Source organism: Nocardia sp. NPDC050412, from assembly GCF_044458825.1.
In the GTDB taxonomy this organism is placed as follows: domain Bacteria; phylum Actinomycetota; class Actinomycetes; order Mycobacteriales; family Mycobacteriaceae; genus Nocardia.
This window is the reverse complement of the sequence record NZ_JBITIJ010000002.1, coordinates 119,645-134,339: the sequence shown is the minus strand read 5'-3', so window position 1 is coordinate 134,339 and position 14,695 is coordinate 119,645. Positions and strand designations below refer to the sequence as shown.

General features: G+C 65.3%; 16 protein-coding genes. 13 read left to right on the top strand and 3 right to left on the bottom strand.

Annotated elements, in window-relative coordinates:
* Positions 1 to 17 precede the first annotated feature (17 nt).
* Genes ACIBI6_RS04780 through ACIBI6_RS04765 form a run of 4 tightly spaced genes read left to right on the top strand, consistent with a single transcriptional unit; the run spans position 18 to position 3,777 of the window.
* Positions 18 to 773, top strand: a complete 756-nt coding sequence (locus tag ACIBI6_RS04780; protein ID WP_364354834.1) for an SDR family oxidoreductase — start codon at positions 18 to 20, stop codon at positions 771 to 773.
* Between the two features lie 14 nt (positions 774 to 787).
* Entirely contained in the window at positions 788 to 1,828 is a 1,041-nt protein-coding gene (locus tag ACIBI6_RS04775) for an L-idonate 5-dehydrogenase (protein WP_396955334.1), read from the top strand.
* A gap of 30 nt (positions 1,829 to 1,858) precedes the next feature.
* Positions 1,859 to 3,076: an aspartate transaminase gene (locus tag ACIBI6_RS04770; protein ID WP_396955333.1), complete on the top strand. Its 1,218-nt coding sequence runs from the start codon at positions 1,859 to 1,861 to the stop codon at positions 3,074 to 3,076.
* Positions 3,077 to 3,105: 29 nt separating this feature from the next.
* Positions 3,106 to 3,777, top strand: coding sequence for a 4-carboxy-4-hydroxy-2-oxoadipate aldolase/oxaloacetate decarboxylase (locus tag ACIBI6_RS04765; protein ID WP_396955332.1), 672 nt, complete (start codon positions 3,106 to 3,108; stop codon positions 3,775 to 3,777).
* 3 nt (positions 3,778 to 3,780) lie between these two features.
* On the opposite strand, the gene ACIBI6_RS04760 is transcribed toward ACIBI6_RS04765, so the two are convergent.
* Complete coding sequence (locus tag ACIBI6_RS04760) at positions 3,781 to 4,785, bottom strand: LacI family DNA-binding transcriptional regulator (RefSeq protein ID WP_364354822.1); 1,005 nt, start codon at positions 4,783 to 4,785, stop codon at positions 3,781 to 3,783.
* A 165-nt stretch (positions 4,786 to 4,950) separates the two neighbouring features.
* Here ACIBI6_RS04760 and ACIBI6_RS04755 point away from each other — a divergent pair, with 165 nt between their 5' ends.
* The 8 genes from ACIBI6_RS04755 to ACIBI6_RS04720 all read left to right on the top strand — a co-directional run bounded on the left by ACIBI6_RS04755 (position 4,951) and on the right by ACIBI6_RS04720 (position 11,771).
* Positions 4,951 to 5,946, top strand: coding sequence for a substrate-binding domain-containing protein (locus ACIBI6_RS04755; RefSeq protein WP_396955331.1), 996 nt, complete (start codon positions 4,951 to 4,953; stop codon positions 5,944 to 5,946).
* Positions 5,943 to 6,911 (top strand): ABC transporter permease, encoded by a 969-nt coding sequence (locus tag ACIBI6_RS04750; protein ID WP_396955330.1) that lies wholly within the window; start codon positions 5,943 to 5,945, stop codon positions 6,909 to 6,911. Before ACIBI6_RS04755 ends, ACIBI6_RS04750 begins: the two co-directional genes overlap by 4 nt.
* Before the next feature lie 9 nt (positions 6,912 to 6,920).
* Complete coding sequence (locus ACIBI6_RS04745; protein WP_396955329.1) at positions 6,921 to 7,691, top strand: ATP-binding cassette domain-containing protein; 771 nt, start codon at positions 6,921 to 6,923, stop codon at positions 7,689 to 7,691.
* Positions 7,688 to 8,632 carry a ribokinase gene (locus tag ACIBI6_RS04740; protein ID WP_364354810.1) on the top strand — a complete coding sequence of 315 codons (945 nt, stop codon included), beginning with the start codon at positions 7,688 to 7,690 and terminating at the stop codon, positions 8,630 to 8,632. Before ACIBI6_RS04745 ends, ACIBI6_RS04740 begins: the two co-directional genes overlap by 4 nt.
* A gap of 27 nt (positions 8,633 to 8,659) precedes the next feature.
* Positions 8,660 to 9,046, top strand: a complete 387-nt coding sequence (gene rbsD, locus ACIBI6_RS04735) for a D-ribose pyranase (protein WP_364354807.1) — start codon at positions 8,660 to 8,662, stop codon at positions 9,044 to 9,046.
* 190 nt (positions 9,047 to 9,236) lie between these two features.
* The gene (locus ACIBI6_RS04730; protein ID WP_364354804.1) at positions 9,237 to 10,625 is read left to right on the top strand and encodes an amidase; all 1,389 of its coding nucleotides are present in this window, start codon (positions 9,237 to 9,239) and stop codon (positions 10,623 to 10,625) included.
* 61 nt (positions 10,626 to 10,686) lie between these two features.
* Positions 10,687 to 11,256: a DJ-1/PfpI family protein gene (locus ACIBI6_RS04725; RefSeq protein WP_364354801.1), complete on the top strand. Its 570-nt coding sequence runs from the start codon at positions 10,687 to 10,689 to the stop codon at positions 11,254 to 11,256.
* Positions 11,257 to 11,318: 62 nt separating this feature from the next.
* Positions 11,319 to 11,771 (top strand): SRPBCC family protein, encoded by a 453-nt coding sequence (locus tag ACIBI6_RS04720; RefSeq protein ID WP_396955328.1) that lies wholly within the window; start codon positions 11,319 to 11,321, stop codon positions 11,769 to 11,771.
* Positions 11,772 to 11,796: 25 nt separating this feature from the next.
* On the opposite strand, the gene ACIBI6_RS04715 is transcribed toward ACIBI6_RS04720, so the two are convergent.
* On the bottom strand, positions 11,797 to 12,711 hold the full coding sequence (locus ACIBI6_RS04715) for an EamA family transporter (RefSeq protein WP_396955327.1): 915 nt from the start codon (positions 12,709 to 12,711) through the stop codon (positions 11,797 to 11,799).
* A gap of 245 nt (positions 12,712 to 12,956) precedes the next feature.
* Here ACIBI6_RS04715 and ACIBI6_RS04710 point away from each other — a divergent pair, with 245 nt between their 5' ends.
* Complete coding sequence (locus ACIBI6_RS04710) at positions 12,957 to 13,460, top strand: Lrp/AsnC family transcriptional regulator (protein WP_364354991.1); 504 nt, start codon at positions 12,957 to 12,959, stop codon at positions 13,458 to 13,460.
* A gap of 23 nt (positions 13,461 to 13,483) precedes the next feature.
* Here the strand turns inward: ACIBI6_RS04710 and ald are convergent, their stop codons facing one another.
* Positions 13,484 to 14,590 carry an alanine dehydrogenase gene (gene ald, locus ACIBI6_RS04705; RefSeq protein ID WP_396955326.1) on the bottom strand — a complete coding sequence of 369 codons (1,107 nt, stop codon included), beginning with the start codon at positions 14,588 to 14,590 and terminating at the stop codon, positions 13,484 to 13,486.
* Positions 14,591 to 14,695: the final 105 nt, after the last annotated feature.

The following is a 14,695-nucleotide window of genomic DNA, read 5'->3' as shown; positions in this document are numbered from 1 at the left end:
CCGAGACAAGGAGTGTCATGCCTTTCGACGACTACCGAACCGCCCTCGTCACCGGAGCCAATACCGGGATGGGAGCCGCGATCACCGAGACGCTCGCCAAGCGTGGCCTCACCGTGTACGGCGTCGCCCGCGACGCCGCACGGCTCGACGAGGTGGCCGCACGGACCGGGATGATCCCGCTCGCTGTCGATGTCACCGATACCGCCGCACTCACCAATGCGGTCGGCCAGCTCGAAATCGATGTCCTGGTCAACAACGCCGGGGTATCGGCCACCGGGAATATCCTCGACGCAGCACCGGAATCGGTCGATGCCATGGTCGACGTCAATCTCCGTGCCGTGCTACATCTGTGTCGGCTGCTGATGCCGGGCATGGTCGAACGAGACCTCGGTCATGTTGTCAATATCAGCTCCATCGCGGGTCTCTACAACTTCTACGGCCACACGGCCTATCACGCGACAAAGGCCGCGATCCACCAGATCTCGCGCCAGCTCCGCAACGATGTCATCGGCAGGCGTGTCCGGGTCACCGAGATCTGCCCCGGCCGGGTGGAGACCGAAATCTTCGGACGCAATCTCGGCGGCACACCCGAGGCGATGCGGGAGGCATGGCAGACCTATTACGAAGGCTACGAATCCATTACGACGAAAGACATCGCCGACACCATCGAGTTCGCGATCGACGCACCGCGGCATGTGAATTTGGGTCTGATCGAGATCACGCCGACGTTCCAGGTGCCCGGTGGGCTCGAATTCGTCCGGCGGCAGGATTGAGGTCGCTGCTACCGATGACCGAATTGCCTTCTCGCACATTGGGAGTCGTGGCACATACGGCGGGCGATCTTCGCGTCGAAGCCATTGCCCTTACACCGCCGGGACCGTCCGATACGGTCGTGGAAATCGCATACGGCGGCATCTGCGGATCCGACCTGCACTACTGGACCCATGGAGCCGCAGGCGAATCGATCCTGAAGGCACCGATGCTACTCGGACACGAGGTGGTCGGCACGGTGGTCCAGCAGGCCGCAGACGGTGGCGGGCCCGGAACGGGTACCCGGGTGGCGGTACATCCGGCGACGCCGGGCGGCAACAGCCCGCGCTATCCCACCGATCGTCCCAACCTGTCGCCCGGGTGCACCTATCTCGGCAGTGCGGCCCAATTCCCTCATACACACGGAGCATTCACGCGTTATGCGGTGCTGCCGTCCCGGATGCTCCGACCGCTGCCCGATGGTCTTCCGCTGCGAACGGCGGCCGTAGCGGAACCGGCTTCGGTTGCCTGGCATGCGGTTTCGCGCGCGGGGGAGGTCGCGGGAAAGAACGCGCTGGTGATCGGTTGCGGTCCGATCGGCGCGCTAGTGGTGTCGGTACTGCGCCGCGCCGGTGCCGCCGCGATCACGGCAGTAGACATCCATGATTATCCACTGGCTATTGCTCGCGAACTCGGCGCGACCACAACGTTGAAGGCCGACGACACCGACATGATCGCCGCGGTGGACGCCGACATCGTCATCGAATGCTCCGGCAACCGCTTCGGACTCGAATCCGCCATTCGTGGCGCCACCCGAGGTGGCCGGGTGGTCCTGCTCGGGCTACTGCCCACCGGACTTCAGCCCGCGCCGCTGTCGCTGGTCGTCACACGTGAACTCGAGGTCGTCGGATCGTTCCGCTTCAACGACGAGATCGACGCGGTACTCGACGCACTCGCCGATGGGAGCCTAGTCGTCGAGTCGGTCATCAGCCACGAGTTCCCCCTTCGAGATGCCTTGGCGGCCTTCGCCGTCGCCAAGGATGCCGCGGCCTCCGCCAAAGTGCTGCTGGCTTTCTGAACCCTATGTCGATCTCCCCAGGAGGAAAGCATGTCTCCCGTTCCCCTCGCTGCCCTCGCCGCCCGCGTCGAGCGGATGCGAGAATCGCCGAGTTCCGCTGCCGCACAACGGGTTCGTGAGCTACGCGCGTCAGGTCGGGTGATCCTCGACCTGACCGTAGGCGAACCGGATTTCGACAGCCCCGATCATGTGAAGGCCGCAGCGATCACAGCCATGAACTCCGGGCTCACCAAATACACTGCGGTGAACGGTATTCCGGAGCTGCGGCAGGCTATTGCGGCGCGGATACTCGACCGGACCGGAAGCACAGTCGGCGACAACGAGATCACCGTCGGCGGCGGGGCCAAGCAAGTCATCTTCATGGCGCTGATGGCGACGGTCGAAGAAGGCGACCAGGTCATCGTGCCGTCGCCGTACTGGGTGTCCTATCCGGATATGGTCACCCTGCACGGTGGCACGCCCATTGTCGTGGACTGCCCCGAATCGGACCGATTCCTGCTCACCGCAGCGGGATTGGAGGCGGCGATCACTCCTGCCACGAAATGGGTGATCCTCAACGGGCCGTCCAACCCGACCGGCGCGGTGTATAGCGCGGAGGAACTCGCGGCACTCGCCACCGTGCTGGAGCGGCACCCGCACGTGAACATCTTGTGCGACGAGATCTACGACGAGATCGTCTTCACCGATCAGCGCACCCCGAGCCTGCTGTCCGTGGCGCCGCAACTGCGCGATCAGATCTTCGTCGTCAACGGAGTTTCCAAGTCCTACGCGATGACCGGCTGGCGACTCGGGTACGGAGTGGGGCACCCACATCTCATAGCGGCGATCAACAAACTGCAGTCGCAGAGCTCGTCCTGCCCGTCCTCGATCAGCCAGGCGGCCGCGGCCGCGGCGATTTCCGGCGACCAGAGCTTCGTCGCCGAGTCGATCGTGCGCTACCGCGCGCGCCGCGACCTCATGTTCGACCTGCTCGCCGACGTGGACGGACTCGCACCGGTGCGGCCGCAGGGCGCGTTCTACCTGTTCATCGGATGCGCCGGACTCCTCGGCAAGCGGACGCCGGACGGCCGAGTGCTGCACGACGACCAGGACGTCGTGCTGTATCTGCTCGAGACCGCCTCGGTCGCGACGATCCAGGGCTCTGCCTACGGCGCGCCGTCATACCTGCGCATCTCCTTCGCCACCTCAGCGGACGTGCTGCGCACCGCCGCCGCCGAAATCGCGAAAGCCGTTGCCGCACTGAGCTGACCACAGCCCGACCCCATCACGGAGAAACCATGGTTCACGTCACCACCAAGATCGACCGTGCCGACCGCGCACTCATCGACGAACTCGGCACCTTCTCGGCGGCCACCATCCACGAGGCCCAGGGCCGCAAGGGCGCACTCGACTCGGACATCAAACCCATCGACCGCGACATGTCCTTCTGCGGATCCGCATTCACCGTCGTCTGCCACCCCCGCGACAACATCATGCTGCAGGTCGCGATCAGCTATGCCCAACCCGGCGACGTGCTCGTCGTAGCATCCGGCGACCAGCCCGCCGGGCAATTCGGCGACGTCCTCGCCAATGCGTGTGCCGCCCGCGGCATTTCCGCCCTCGTCACCGACGGCGGCGTACGCGATACCCGAGAAATCCGCGAACTCGGGTTCCCGGTCTTCGCCAAGCATGTCTCCATTGAGGGCACCGTCAAGGAAACCCTCGGCCCCATCAACCAGCCCCTTGTCTTCGGCGGCCAAGTCATCTATCCGGGCGATATCGTCAAGGGCGACTGCGACGGTGTCGTGGTCATCCGACGCGAAGAAATCCGATCCGCAATCGCCGCCTCCCGCGAGCGCGACTCCGCAGAGGCGACCTACATCGAACGCTACAAAACGGGTGAGACCCCCATCCAGGTCTCGAACCTGGCCGCGATCCTGGAAGCCAAAGGCCTCACCGTCGACCAGTAGCCCTCAGAACTCGTCGGGGCAGCCGCACGAACCTCTGGTGTGCAGTGCCGCTTCGAGATTCACCACTCCGGGGCGGGGTGTGTGGTCGTCGAGCTGTTGTAGTAGCAGGTCGATGGCGGTCTCGCCCATGAGACGGGTGGGCTGGACCATGGTGGTCAGACCGGGGCGGGTGTAGCGGGAGTATTCGATTCCGTCGAAGGCGACCACGGCGAGGTCGTCGGGTACGCGCAGTCCGGCGTCGTAGGCGGCGCGGAGCATACCCATCGCCTGTAAATCGCTGGTTACGAAAATCGCTGTGGGGCGGCGTGAATCGGCCATGAGGTCGGCCAGTGCGCGGTAGCCCGCGGCACCGCCGAAATCCGTTCGCACGATACGTCCTTCGGCAAGTCCGGCGGCCGCCAACGCATTTCGGTAGCCCTGCACGCGGTCCTCCGCGGTGGACACGTGCGGACCGCTCAGGCAGGCGATTTCGCGGTGACCGTGTCCGATGAGATGGGCGACGGCCTGCTCCGCGCCCGCGACCGAATCACACATGACGTGCGCGCAACGCGCCGGATCGATGACGCGGTCCAGTGCCACCAAGATCATGCCCGCCTCCTCGCAGGCATCGGCGATGCCGGTCTCCCAGGACGACGAAATCGCAAGCAGCCCTTCGACTCTGCGATCGATGAAGGTGCGCACATAGGCGCGTTCGCGTTGCGCGTCGCCGGCGGCATTGCCGACGAACAGCGGATACCCTCGCGCGAAGGCAGCCGCCTCGATCACTGCGGACAGTTCGGCGAAGAACGGGTTCGCGCCGTCCGGAATCACCATGCCCAGCGCATGTCCGCGGTTCATGCGCAGGCTGCGCGCGGACATATTGGGCCGGTAGCCGAGTTCGGCGATGGCCGCCTCGATCCGGGCCTTGGTCGCGGGCGCGACCTGCCGCGGTCCGCCATTGAGCACATAGCTCACCAGCGCCGGTGACGTACCGGCCAGCCGCGCCACGTCGGCTCGTGTGACTGCCATCGGAAATCTCTCCTTGCTCCGACCGTCCATCCAAGCACTCCGCACAAGTACTTGACAGCCGGTGACTCGGGTCACACACTACTCATCAACTCGCGTTGATCAACACGAGTTGATACTTGAGACGGATAGGTCGAACTCACGATGAATGCTCGATTCAGGCGTGCAATGGCGCCGCTTGTCCTCATCGGCGCGCTTGCCGCCGCTGCCTGCGGTCGCGGTGGACAGGACGGAGGCGACGGCGATTTCAAGATCGCGATCGTCACCCGGAACTTCACCAACCCCTACTGGGCGGCATTGCGTGACGGCGCCCTCGCGGAGGGACAGAAGCTCGGGGTGAAGGTCACGGTGCAGGCCGGACAGTCCGAGACCGACGCCGACGGTGAGAATGCCCAGATCTCCACCCTGGCCGCGCAGGGTTACGACTGCTTCGGTGTGGTGCCGGTCAATGCCACGAATGTGATCACGCCGCTGACGCCGGTGGCGCGCAAGAACATTCCGATCCTCGATCTCGACACCCAGATCGATGCGAAGGCCTCCGCTCAGGCCGGGGTGTCGTATGCGAGCTTCATCGGCTCGGACAATCTCGATGCGGGCCGCATCGCCGGGCAGAAGATGCTCGAGGCGCTCGGCGGCACCGGCAAGGTCGCAATCCTGCAGGGGATCGCGGGCGAGCAGAACGGCATCAACCGCGACGAGGGCTTCACCGATGCCGTCGCGGGCAAGCTGGAGATCGTGCAGAAGGCGCCCGCCGACTACGAACAGGACAAGGGCCTGCAGGTCACCGAGGCGATCCTGAAGGCGCATCCGGATATCACCGGCATCTTCGCGGCCAATGACACCATGGGCCTCGGTGCGGCACAGGCCATCAAGAACGCGGGCCGGACCGGCCAGATCAAGGTGATCTCCGTCGACGGCATCCAAGCCGCCCTCGATGCCGTCAAGGCGGGCACCCTGACCGGCACGGTGACCCAATACCCGTATGCCGAAGGACAACTCGCGGTGCAGAGCTGCCTGGCCGAGCACCAGGGCAAGAAGCTGCCCGAGCGCGTGGTCTCCCCCATCGCCTTCATCGGCAAGGACAATGTCGACCAGCAGATCGCGGCGTTCCCGCGCCCGATCGTCGCCTTCGACAACCCGGTGGAAGGGCTGTTGAACAAGTGACCGCAGAGGCAACCGAAGAACTCCGCGCGCGTGAGGGGCGCACGGAGATCCTCGCCAAGGTCGCCGAATTCGCGGCACCGCTGGCCCTGGTCGTGTTGTGGGTGGCATTCTTCATCGCCACCCCGAACTTCCTGACGGCGGAAAATATCGGCGATCTGCTGGTCGCCTCGACCATCCTCACCGTGCTCGCGCTCGGTCAGCAGTTCGCGATCACCGTCGGCGGCATCGATCTGTCGGTCGGCGCCAATCTGCCATGGGCGGCAGCGGTTCTCGGCTATCTGGCCAGCCACGGCTACCCGATGGCGGTCGCCATCGGGGCGGCGATCCTCGCCGGACTGGCGGTCGGCGTCGTCAACGGTGTGCTGGTCGGCCGACTGCATATGACCGATTTCGTGGTCACACTCGGCATGTTGAGCGTGCTCAACGGCATCACCCTGCTGCTGACGCATGGCAATACCGAGGCCGTGAGTTCCCGCTTCCTACAACGGCTCGCACTCGACGGTATCGGTCCGGTGCGCTGGTTCTGGCTGCTGGCACTGCTCGCCGCACTGGTCGTGGCGGGCATCATCTTCCGCACCCGGATCGGCACTCATCTACTCGCCGCCGGCGGACGACTGGAGGCCGCGCGCGACACCGGTATCTCGGTGAACCGGATCCGGCTGTTCGCCTACGCCATGTCCGGATTGCTGTGCGGCATAGCCGGTGTCATGCTGGTCGCCCGCAACGGCGGCGCGGATCCGTCGCTGCAGACCACCTACCTGCTGAGCTCGATCGCCGCAGTGGTGCTCGGCGGTTCGTCACTGTCCGGCGGCAAGGCGTCGGTGCTCGGCACCGTCTGCGGTGCGGTGCTGTTCACCTCGCTGATCAACGGGTTCACCATTCTCGGCATCTCGCAGTACTACCAGCCGGTCGCCGTCGGCGCGGTGCTACTGCTTGCCGCCGGCATCGCCCGCTTCCGAAAGTAGGCCAAGGACATGACGATTCCATTGCTGGAGGCGCGCGAGCTCACCAAGTCCTTCGACTCGGTGCGCGCGTTGGCCGGGGTCTCGCTGACGATTCCGGAGGGCGAGGTCACCGCCCTGGTCGGCGATAACGGCGCGGGCAAGTCGACATTGGTGCGCTGCCTGACCGGCGTGCAGACACCGGATACCGGGCAGATCCTGTTCAAGGGTGAACCGGTGCGCCTGCGCTCACCGGAGCACGCCCGCAAGATGGGTATCGAGACCGTGTATCAGGATCTCGCTCTCATCGACGATCTGGCCGTGTGGCAGAACCTGTTTCTCAACCGCGAATTGGTATATCCGTTCGGCATCGTCAACCGCAGGGCGATGATCGCCCGCAGCAGCGAGATCCTGCGCGATCTGGATGTCGATGTGCCCTCGGTGCGTACCACCGTGCGCCGGATGAGCGGCGGACAACGCCAGAGCATCGCCATCGCCCGCGCGGTGGCCTGGGGCAAATCCATGGTGATCATGGACGAGCCCACCGCCGCGCTCGGCGTGCGGGAGACCGTGGCGGTCGAGAAGTTGGTGCGCGGCCTGCGCGAGCGCGGGATCACCGTATTGATCATCAGCCACGATCTGGCACAGGTCATGCGGATCTGCGACAATGTCATGGTGCTGCGACGCGGCAAATCCGTTGCGGCACATCGGATCAACGAAGTGGACGGCGACCGGTTGGTCGCATTGATCACCGGTGCCGCACCCGGCAATCTGGAGCTCACCGCGAACGGAGCCGAGTCGTGACGGTTGTCGTCCTCGGCTCGGTCAACCAGGACATCGTCTGTGAGGTGCAACAGCTGCCGCGGCCCGGCGAGACCGTGCTGGCACTGCGCTCGCGAACCAACCTGGGCGGCAAGGGTTCCAATCAGGCCGTCGCGGTGGCACGAGCGGGCGGCCGGGTCGAATTCATTGCCAGAATCGGCCGTGATGCCGATCCCGGACTGCGAAAATCGTTGCGCGAGTATGGTGTCGAGCTCACCGCACTGCGCGAGGTGCAGGACGCGCGGACCGGAACCGCCTACATCACCGTCGCCGACGGCGAGAACCAGATCGTGGTCGACCCCGGCGCCAACTTCGGCTGGGAACCCGAATCCGAACTCGACACCATGGCCGAGGCCGACTTGCTGCGGTCGGCGGAAGTCGTCGTCGCACAGTTGGAAGTGCCGCCGAACGTGGTCGAATGGGCCGCGCGCCGAGCGCGCCGGTTCGTCCTCAATGCCGCTCCGGCGACGGCGCTGCCGGATGAGCTGCTGCGCCGCTGCCATCCGCTGATCGTCAACGAATCCGAGCTGTCGGCACTGACGGGAACCACCGCGCGGACTCCCGAGCAGGCATTCCACTTGGCCCGTTCGCTGTGCCTGCGCGGGGTGCAGTCCGTCGTCGCCACATTGGGGGCCGCCGGGTCGGTGTGGGCGCACCGCTGCGATGTGCCGGCCCCGGTTGCCGGTGGCTATCAGGCTGCGCCACAGGTGAATTCGGTGGATTCCACCGGTGCGGGCGACGCCTTCGTCGGTGCGCTGGCCACCGCACTCGCCGATGGTATGCCGCTCGGTGGCGCCGTGGCCTACGCCACCGCGGCCGGTGCGCTCGCCGTCCAGACACCGGGAACCCACGCCTCCTACCCCACCGGGGCTCAGATCGTCACAGCGCTCGCGGCCATCCCCATCGCCCAGCCCCTCGTCTGACCCCCTTCTTCGACAAGGAATCGAACTTTGCGCACCAGCGGACTCATTCACGCCGAATTGCTCGCCGCACTCACGGCGCTGCGCCATACCGACCTCTTCGCCGTCAGCGATTCCGGTCTGCCGACACCTGTCGGCGTGCCGGTCATCGACCTGGGCATCAGCTACGGATTTCCGCGGTTCGAGCCGGTACTCGAACTGATCCTGGGAGAGGTGACTGTCGAAGCCGCTTGGGGCAGCCGCGACGTCGCGGACACTAATCCGGAGGCCGCGGGCTTGCTCAGCGGCCTCAACGCCGAGTTGATCGACCACGACGACTTCAAACAGCGCATCGGAGCCTGCCGATTCGTGGTGCGCACCGGCGAGGCCCGGCCGTACGCCAATGTGTTGCTGCGGGCCGGGGTGCCCTGGCTGTAGCGTTCGGAAATATTGTTACCTGCAATATTGAACCCAGCGCACGCGCGGTCCGTATCAATTGCGGAATGGTCAGTTGACTAACTACTGTCGGTGCTCGGATCAATGACTGATTCCACAGGTCAGGCCAGGTGACGACTGCTCGCAGCTCGATCGAAACAACACGACGTGTGGGTCGGAGGGAGCGGTAGAGATGGATCTTCGCGAGGTCGTATCCGCGGGTGTGTGGGAGCAGCGGCAACTGCTGGACCAAGGGGTGCTGACGGCCCGTGAACTGATCGAGGCGACCCTCGACGGGATCGAAGAGGCGGGCGAGCTCAATGCCTTCACTCGCGTGCTGCACGAACAGGCCATCGCCGAAGCCATCGAACGGGATCAGCTGGACGTCGCGGCGCGTGGACCGCTGCACGGCATCCCGATCGCGGTGAAGGACGAGATCGATGTGGCGGGCGTCCCGACCACCTTCGGTACCCGCGCCAACCTCACCCCGGCGGTCGCCGATGCCGAGGTGGTGCGGCGGCTGCGTGCGGCGGGTGCGGTCATCGTCGGCAAGACCACCATGCCGGAATTCGGGCAGTGGCCCTACACCGAGTCCACCACCTACGGGCTGACCCGCAATCCGTGGGATCGGACTCGCTCCACCGGCGGCTCCAGCGGCGGCTCCGCCGCGGCGGTCGCCGCGGGGTTGGTGCCCGCAGCGCTCGGTGGGGACGGCGGCGGCTCGATCCGCATTCCGTCCGCCTGCTGCGGACTTTTCGGCCTGAAAACCCAGCGCGGACGGGTGCCGACCGCACCGAACACACATCTGTGGTGGGCTTTGGGCGTTATCGGACCACTCACCCGAAGCGTGCTGGATTCGGCGATCATCTACGACGTCATCCGCGGCGCCACACCGGCCGATCGCTTCCACGCGCCCGATCCGGCGATGTCGTTCGAGGAGGCCGCGCGGCGCGCACCGACGCGCCTGCGCATCGGCTACACCACGAAATCACAGACGGTTCTCGCGAGAGCGGTTCCCGAACATGTGCGTGCGGTGCACGACACCGCCGAACTCCTTACCCAACTGGGCCACACGGTCTTCGAGATCGATCCGGACTATCCCGATTTCACGTTCGCCTTCTATCCGCAGTTCTACGGTGGTGTGCGCGCCGAGATCCCGCTCGTCGACCATCCGGAACGGCTCGAACGCCGTACTCGCCAAACCCTGGCGCTCGCTTTCTGGGCACGTCGGCCGGTGGTCGAATGGGCCATGCGCCGCGGTGAAGCCTTGGCGCGCAAGGCCGATCGCATCTTCGACAAGTGCGATCTGTTGCTGACCCCCACCATCGCACACCGCCCACCGCGGGTCGGTGTCCTCGACAATACGAATACCGTCCGCGCACAAATCGCCTCGGTCCCGATGGTTGCCTTTACTGGACTCTGGAATGTGACCGGACATCCCGCCGCCTCACTACCCGCGGGCATGGCCAGCGATGGGCTCCCGCTGGCGGTCCAACTGGTCGGACCGTCGAATGGTGAGACCACCATCCTGTCCGTCGCCGCCCAACTCGAACGAATTCGGCCGCATCCCCGCCTTACGTAGCCCGAAAGCCCCTGCCTCCGCTGCCGATTGTCGATAAAATTCGCACCGGAGGTGATGTCCCGTGACAAGCGTGTTGCTGATCACCGGAGACGCGGCCGAAGACCTGGAGGTCATGTACCCCTACCAGCGGCTGCTCGAGGAGGGGTACGAGGTCCAGGTGGCCGCCCCCACCGCCAAGAAGCTGCAGTTCGTGGTGCACGATTTCGTGGACGGTTTCGATACCTATACCGAGAAACCCGGACACACCTGGCCCGCCGATATCGCGCTGGCCGATGTCGATCCGAGTCGGTACGCGGCATTGGTACTGCCCGGCGGACGCGCGCCGGAGTATCTGCGCGGCAATGCGGAGTGTCGCAGGGTCGTCAAACATTTCGTCGACGAGGACAAACCGATCGCGGCACTGTGCCATGGTCCATTGATTCTGCTTGCCGTGGGCGCGCTCAACGGTCGTTCGTCGAGCGCCTATCCGGCGTTGGCACCGGATCTGAATGCCGTTGGCGCACAATGGGAAGACAGTCCGGCCCATGTCGACGGCAATATCGTGACCGGCCGCGCGTGGCCGGACCATCCGCAGTGGATGCGCGCGTTCTTGGAGGTGTTGCGCGCCAAGGCGCCAGCTCCAGGGCAGTAGCCCTGGCATCCCGCCTCTCACGACACTACTATCGCATGTAGTAGACAAATGGGAGGGGTGTTATGGAAACCATGACAATCGAGCGCGTCATTGCGGCGCCGATCGATGACGTCTTCGACTGGCTGACCAACGCAAGTAACTACACGAAGGCGCGAATCGTGCTGCGCGAGCACCTGATCCAACAGGGCGAGACGGCACCGTACGGGCTCGGCGCCGTCCGAATCCTGACATGGGGCATCGGCTGGTTCCGCGAACGCATCACCGGCTACAACGCACCGCACGAATTCAGCTACCTCGTCGAGCGCAGCGTTCCGGCGTCGCGCCACGAGGGTGGCCGACTGATCTTCACCGAGGTCGACGGCGGCACGCGGGTCACCTGGACCACCACCGCCGAGGCGCGCCTACCGTTCGCCGCAGCCTGGTTCACCCGCGTCCTCGCCAAACCGGTGATTCTCCACTCCTTCGGCAAGGTGCTCGACGCCGCCGAATCCGCACTGGCCCAAGCGAATCGGTAACCTTGCGGCGTCGAGCACCGAACCGTCAGCGGTCGCGCACGCCGATCGTCAGGAATGCGAGCCCGAGTGCCAGCACAGCCAACCCGCACCATGACACGATCGGCAACCGCTCACCGACCACAACCACACCGAGCACCGCGGCCACGGCGGGTTCGGCGAGCGTCAATGTCGTTGCCACCTGCGCGGTCGTATGCCGCAGGCCGTAACCGAACAGACGATAGGCAACGAAGGTGGTGAACACCGCCAAATGCAGTGCCACCGCGATACCGCGACCGGTATGCAGCCAGGAAGTCTCGGTACACAACACAACCGGCAGCACGAGCAATCCGGCAATGCCGAACATCGTGCCCATCACCGCATTCGACGAATGACCATGCGCGATGAGCCTGCCGCCGATCAGCGAATAGACGGCGTAGGTGAGTCCACCGAATGCGGCGAACACGATGCCGAGCAGGTCGACCTGCGCGGTCCCGCCCGTCACCTCCGGCCCGAGCACGAGGACCGCACCGCCGAGTACCGCCGCCGCGGTGGCGCCGCCCCATCGCCGGCTCGTCCTCCCCTGTCCGGACACCCAGGCCAACAGACCGGCGAAAACCGGCGCGCTACCGAGCGCGATCACCGTGGCAACAGCCACCCCCGTCCGCCCCACAGCCGGATAGAAGGTCACCGGATACCCTGCCACCGCCAACGCCCCGACCACAACCAACCACCACTCGCCGCGAGTGCACCGTAACCGCGCACCGGCGGACAAGAACAACAACAGCCCACCGAGCACCAACCCGGCAGATCCGATCGCCGCAGCGGACGCACCCGCGGGAGCCAATGAACTCGTGGTTCCGGTAGTCCCCCACAGCACCGCCGCGGTCAGGATGGGAACCGGACCACTGAACGCCCGAACACTCGAATGCCCAACCGCAACAACATCTTTGATATCAGACAAGGCCATGCACTTCCGTCATCGAATTCGACAGGGATTCGAAACGGGCGCACGACATCACCTCGAGACTGTCCTCAGAAACAGCCCGGACCGCGAATCAGGAATTCAGCAGGTGCGCCCGATCAGGCGCACGGCGGCGGCGTAACGGCATGCCAGTAGATACCCACGCGACGATCCTAGCGCAGTGACCGGCCCTCGATCGAATGATCTTCGATACAGTTGACCTGGTGAGGAAGATTGATTCGCCGATCGGACCGGCGGTCGGTGCCGTGCGGACCGCGCCCGGTCCGGCGGTGCAATTGGACGATATCGACCGGATACTGCTCGATCAGCTCGCACGCGACGGCCGCATGACCAATAGCGCGCTCGCCGATGTCGCGGGCATCGCGCCGTCGACGTGTCTGGGGCGGGTACGGTCGCTGGTGGAGCGCGGCGTGATTCGCGGCTTCCACGCCGACATCGATCCGGCCGCGCTCGGCCGGAATCTACAGGCCATGATCGCGGTTCGGGTGCATGGCAATGCACGTCCGCACCTCGCCGAGTTCGGGGAGCAATTGGCCGAACTCGACGAAGTGCTGAACGTGTATTTCATCGCAGGCGCCGACGACTATCTGATCCATGTCGCCACGGCCGACACCGAGGGACTTCGGGTCTTCGTACTGCAACATCTGAGCGCACATCCCGCGGTCGCCTCCACCGAGACGATCCTTATCTTCGAGCACGTGCGCCCGCGAACCAGCCCGATGACTTAGCTCAGCCCCGGCTGCCATCCCGCTTAGGCGGCCAGCCTCTCAGTAGCGTAGTTGTGCGCGGCTGCAACGGATTCGGACAGCAGGTGTCCGCGGTGCGTGCTCAGACCGGCCGCCAGGCCCGGATCTGCGGCGACCGCATCGCGCCAGCCGCGCTCGGCGAGCGAAATCGCGTACGGCAGTGTGGCATTGGTGAGGGCGACGGTCGAGGTGTACGGCACCGCGCCGGGCATATTGGCGACGCAGTAGAAGACCGAGTTGTGCACCCGGTAGGTCGGCTCGGCATGGGTGGTCGGGCGCGAATCCGCGAAGCAACCGCCCTGATCGATGGCGATATCGACCAGCACTGAACCCGGCTTCATCTGTGCGACAAGGTCATTGGACACCAGCGTCGGCGCCTTCGCACCGGGTACCAGCACCGCGCCGATCACCAGATCCGCCTCCCGGACCAGACTCTCCACCTCGAAGCTGTTGGAGATGATGGTCCGCACCTGACCGCGATACTGCTCGTCCAGCGCACGCAGGCGCGCGATGTTCAGATCCAGTACCGTCACATCCGCGTGCATACCGACCGCGACGGCGATCGCATTGCTCCCTGAAACGCCGCCACCGAGCACGACCACCTTGGCCGGACGCGCCCCCGGCACACCGCCCATCAGCACGCCGCGGCCACCGCCGCTACGCATCAGGTGATACGCACCGGCCTGCGGCGCGAGCCGTCCCGCGACCTCGCTCATCGGCGCGAGCAACGGCAGCGATCCATCCTTACCGGCGACGGTCTCATAGGCGATCGAGGTGATCCCGGAGTTCAGCAGGGCGTCGGTGCACTCCTTGGATGCCGCCAGATGCAGGTAGGTGAACAGCAGCTGCCCCGCGCGCATGCGCGAATACTCCTCGGCTACTGGCTCTTTCACCTTGAGCACCATTTCCGCGGTGCCCCAGACCTCGTCGGCGGTATCCAGCACCCGTGCCCCGACGGCCGCATACGCCATATCCTCGAACGCCGATCCCTGGCCGGCACCGGCCTCGATGTACACCTCGTGTCCGCGCGAAACCAACTCGTGCACACCCGCGGCTGTGCACGCGACCCGGTACTCGTGATTCTTGACCTCGCGGGGAATTCCGATCTTCATCAACACTCCTGTACGTCGATCCGGCGGATTGGCGACATGTGATCGGTTCGATCACCTCAGTGTGAGTATGAAGATCATTCAAGGTCAGGTCCATATTGTTGAAGA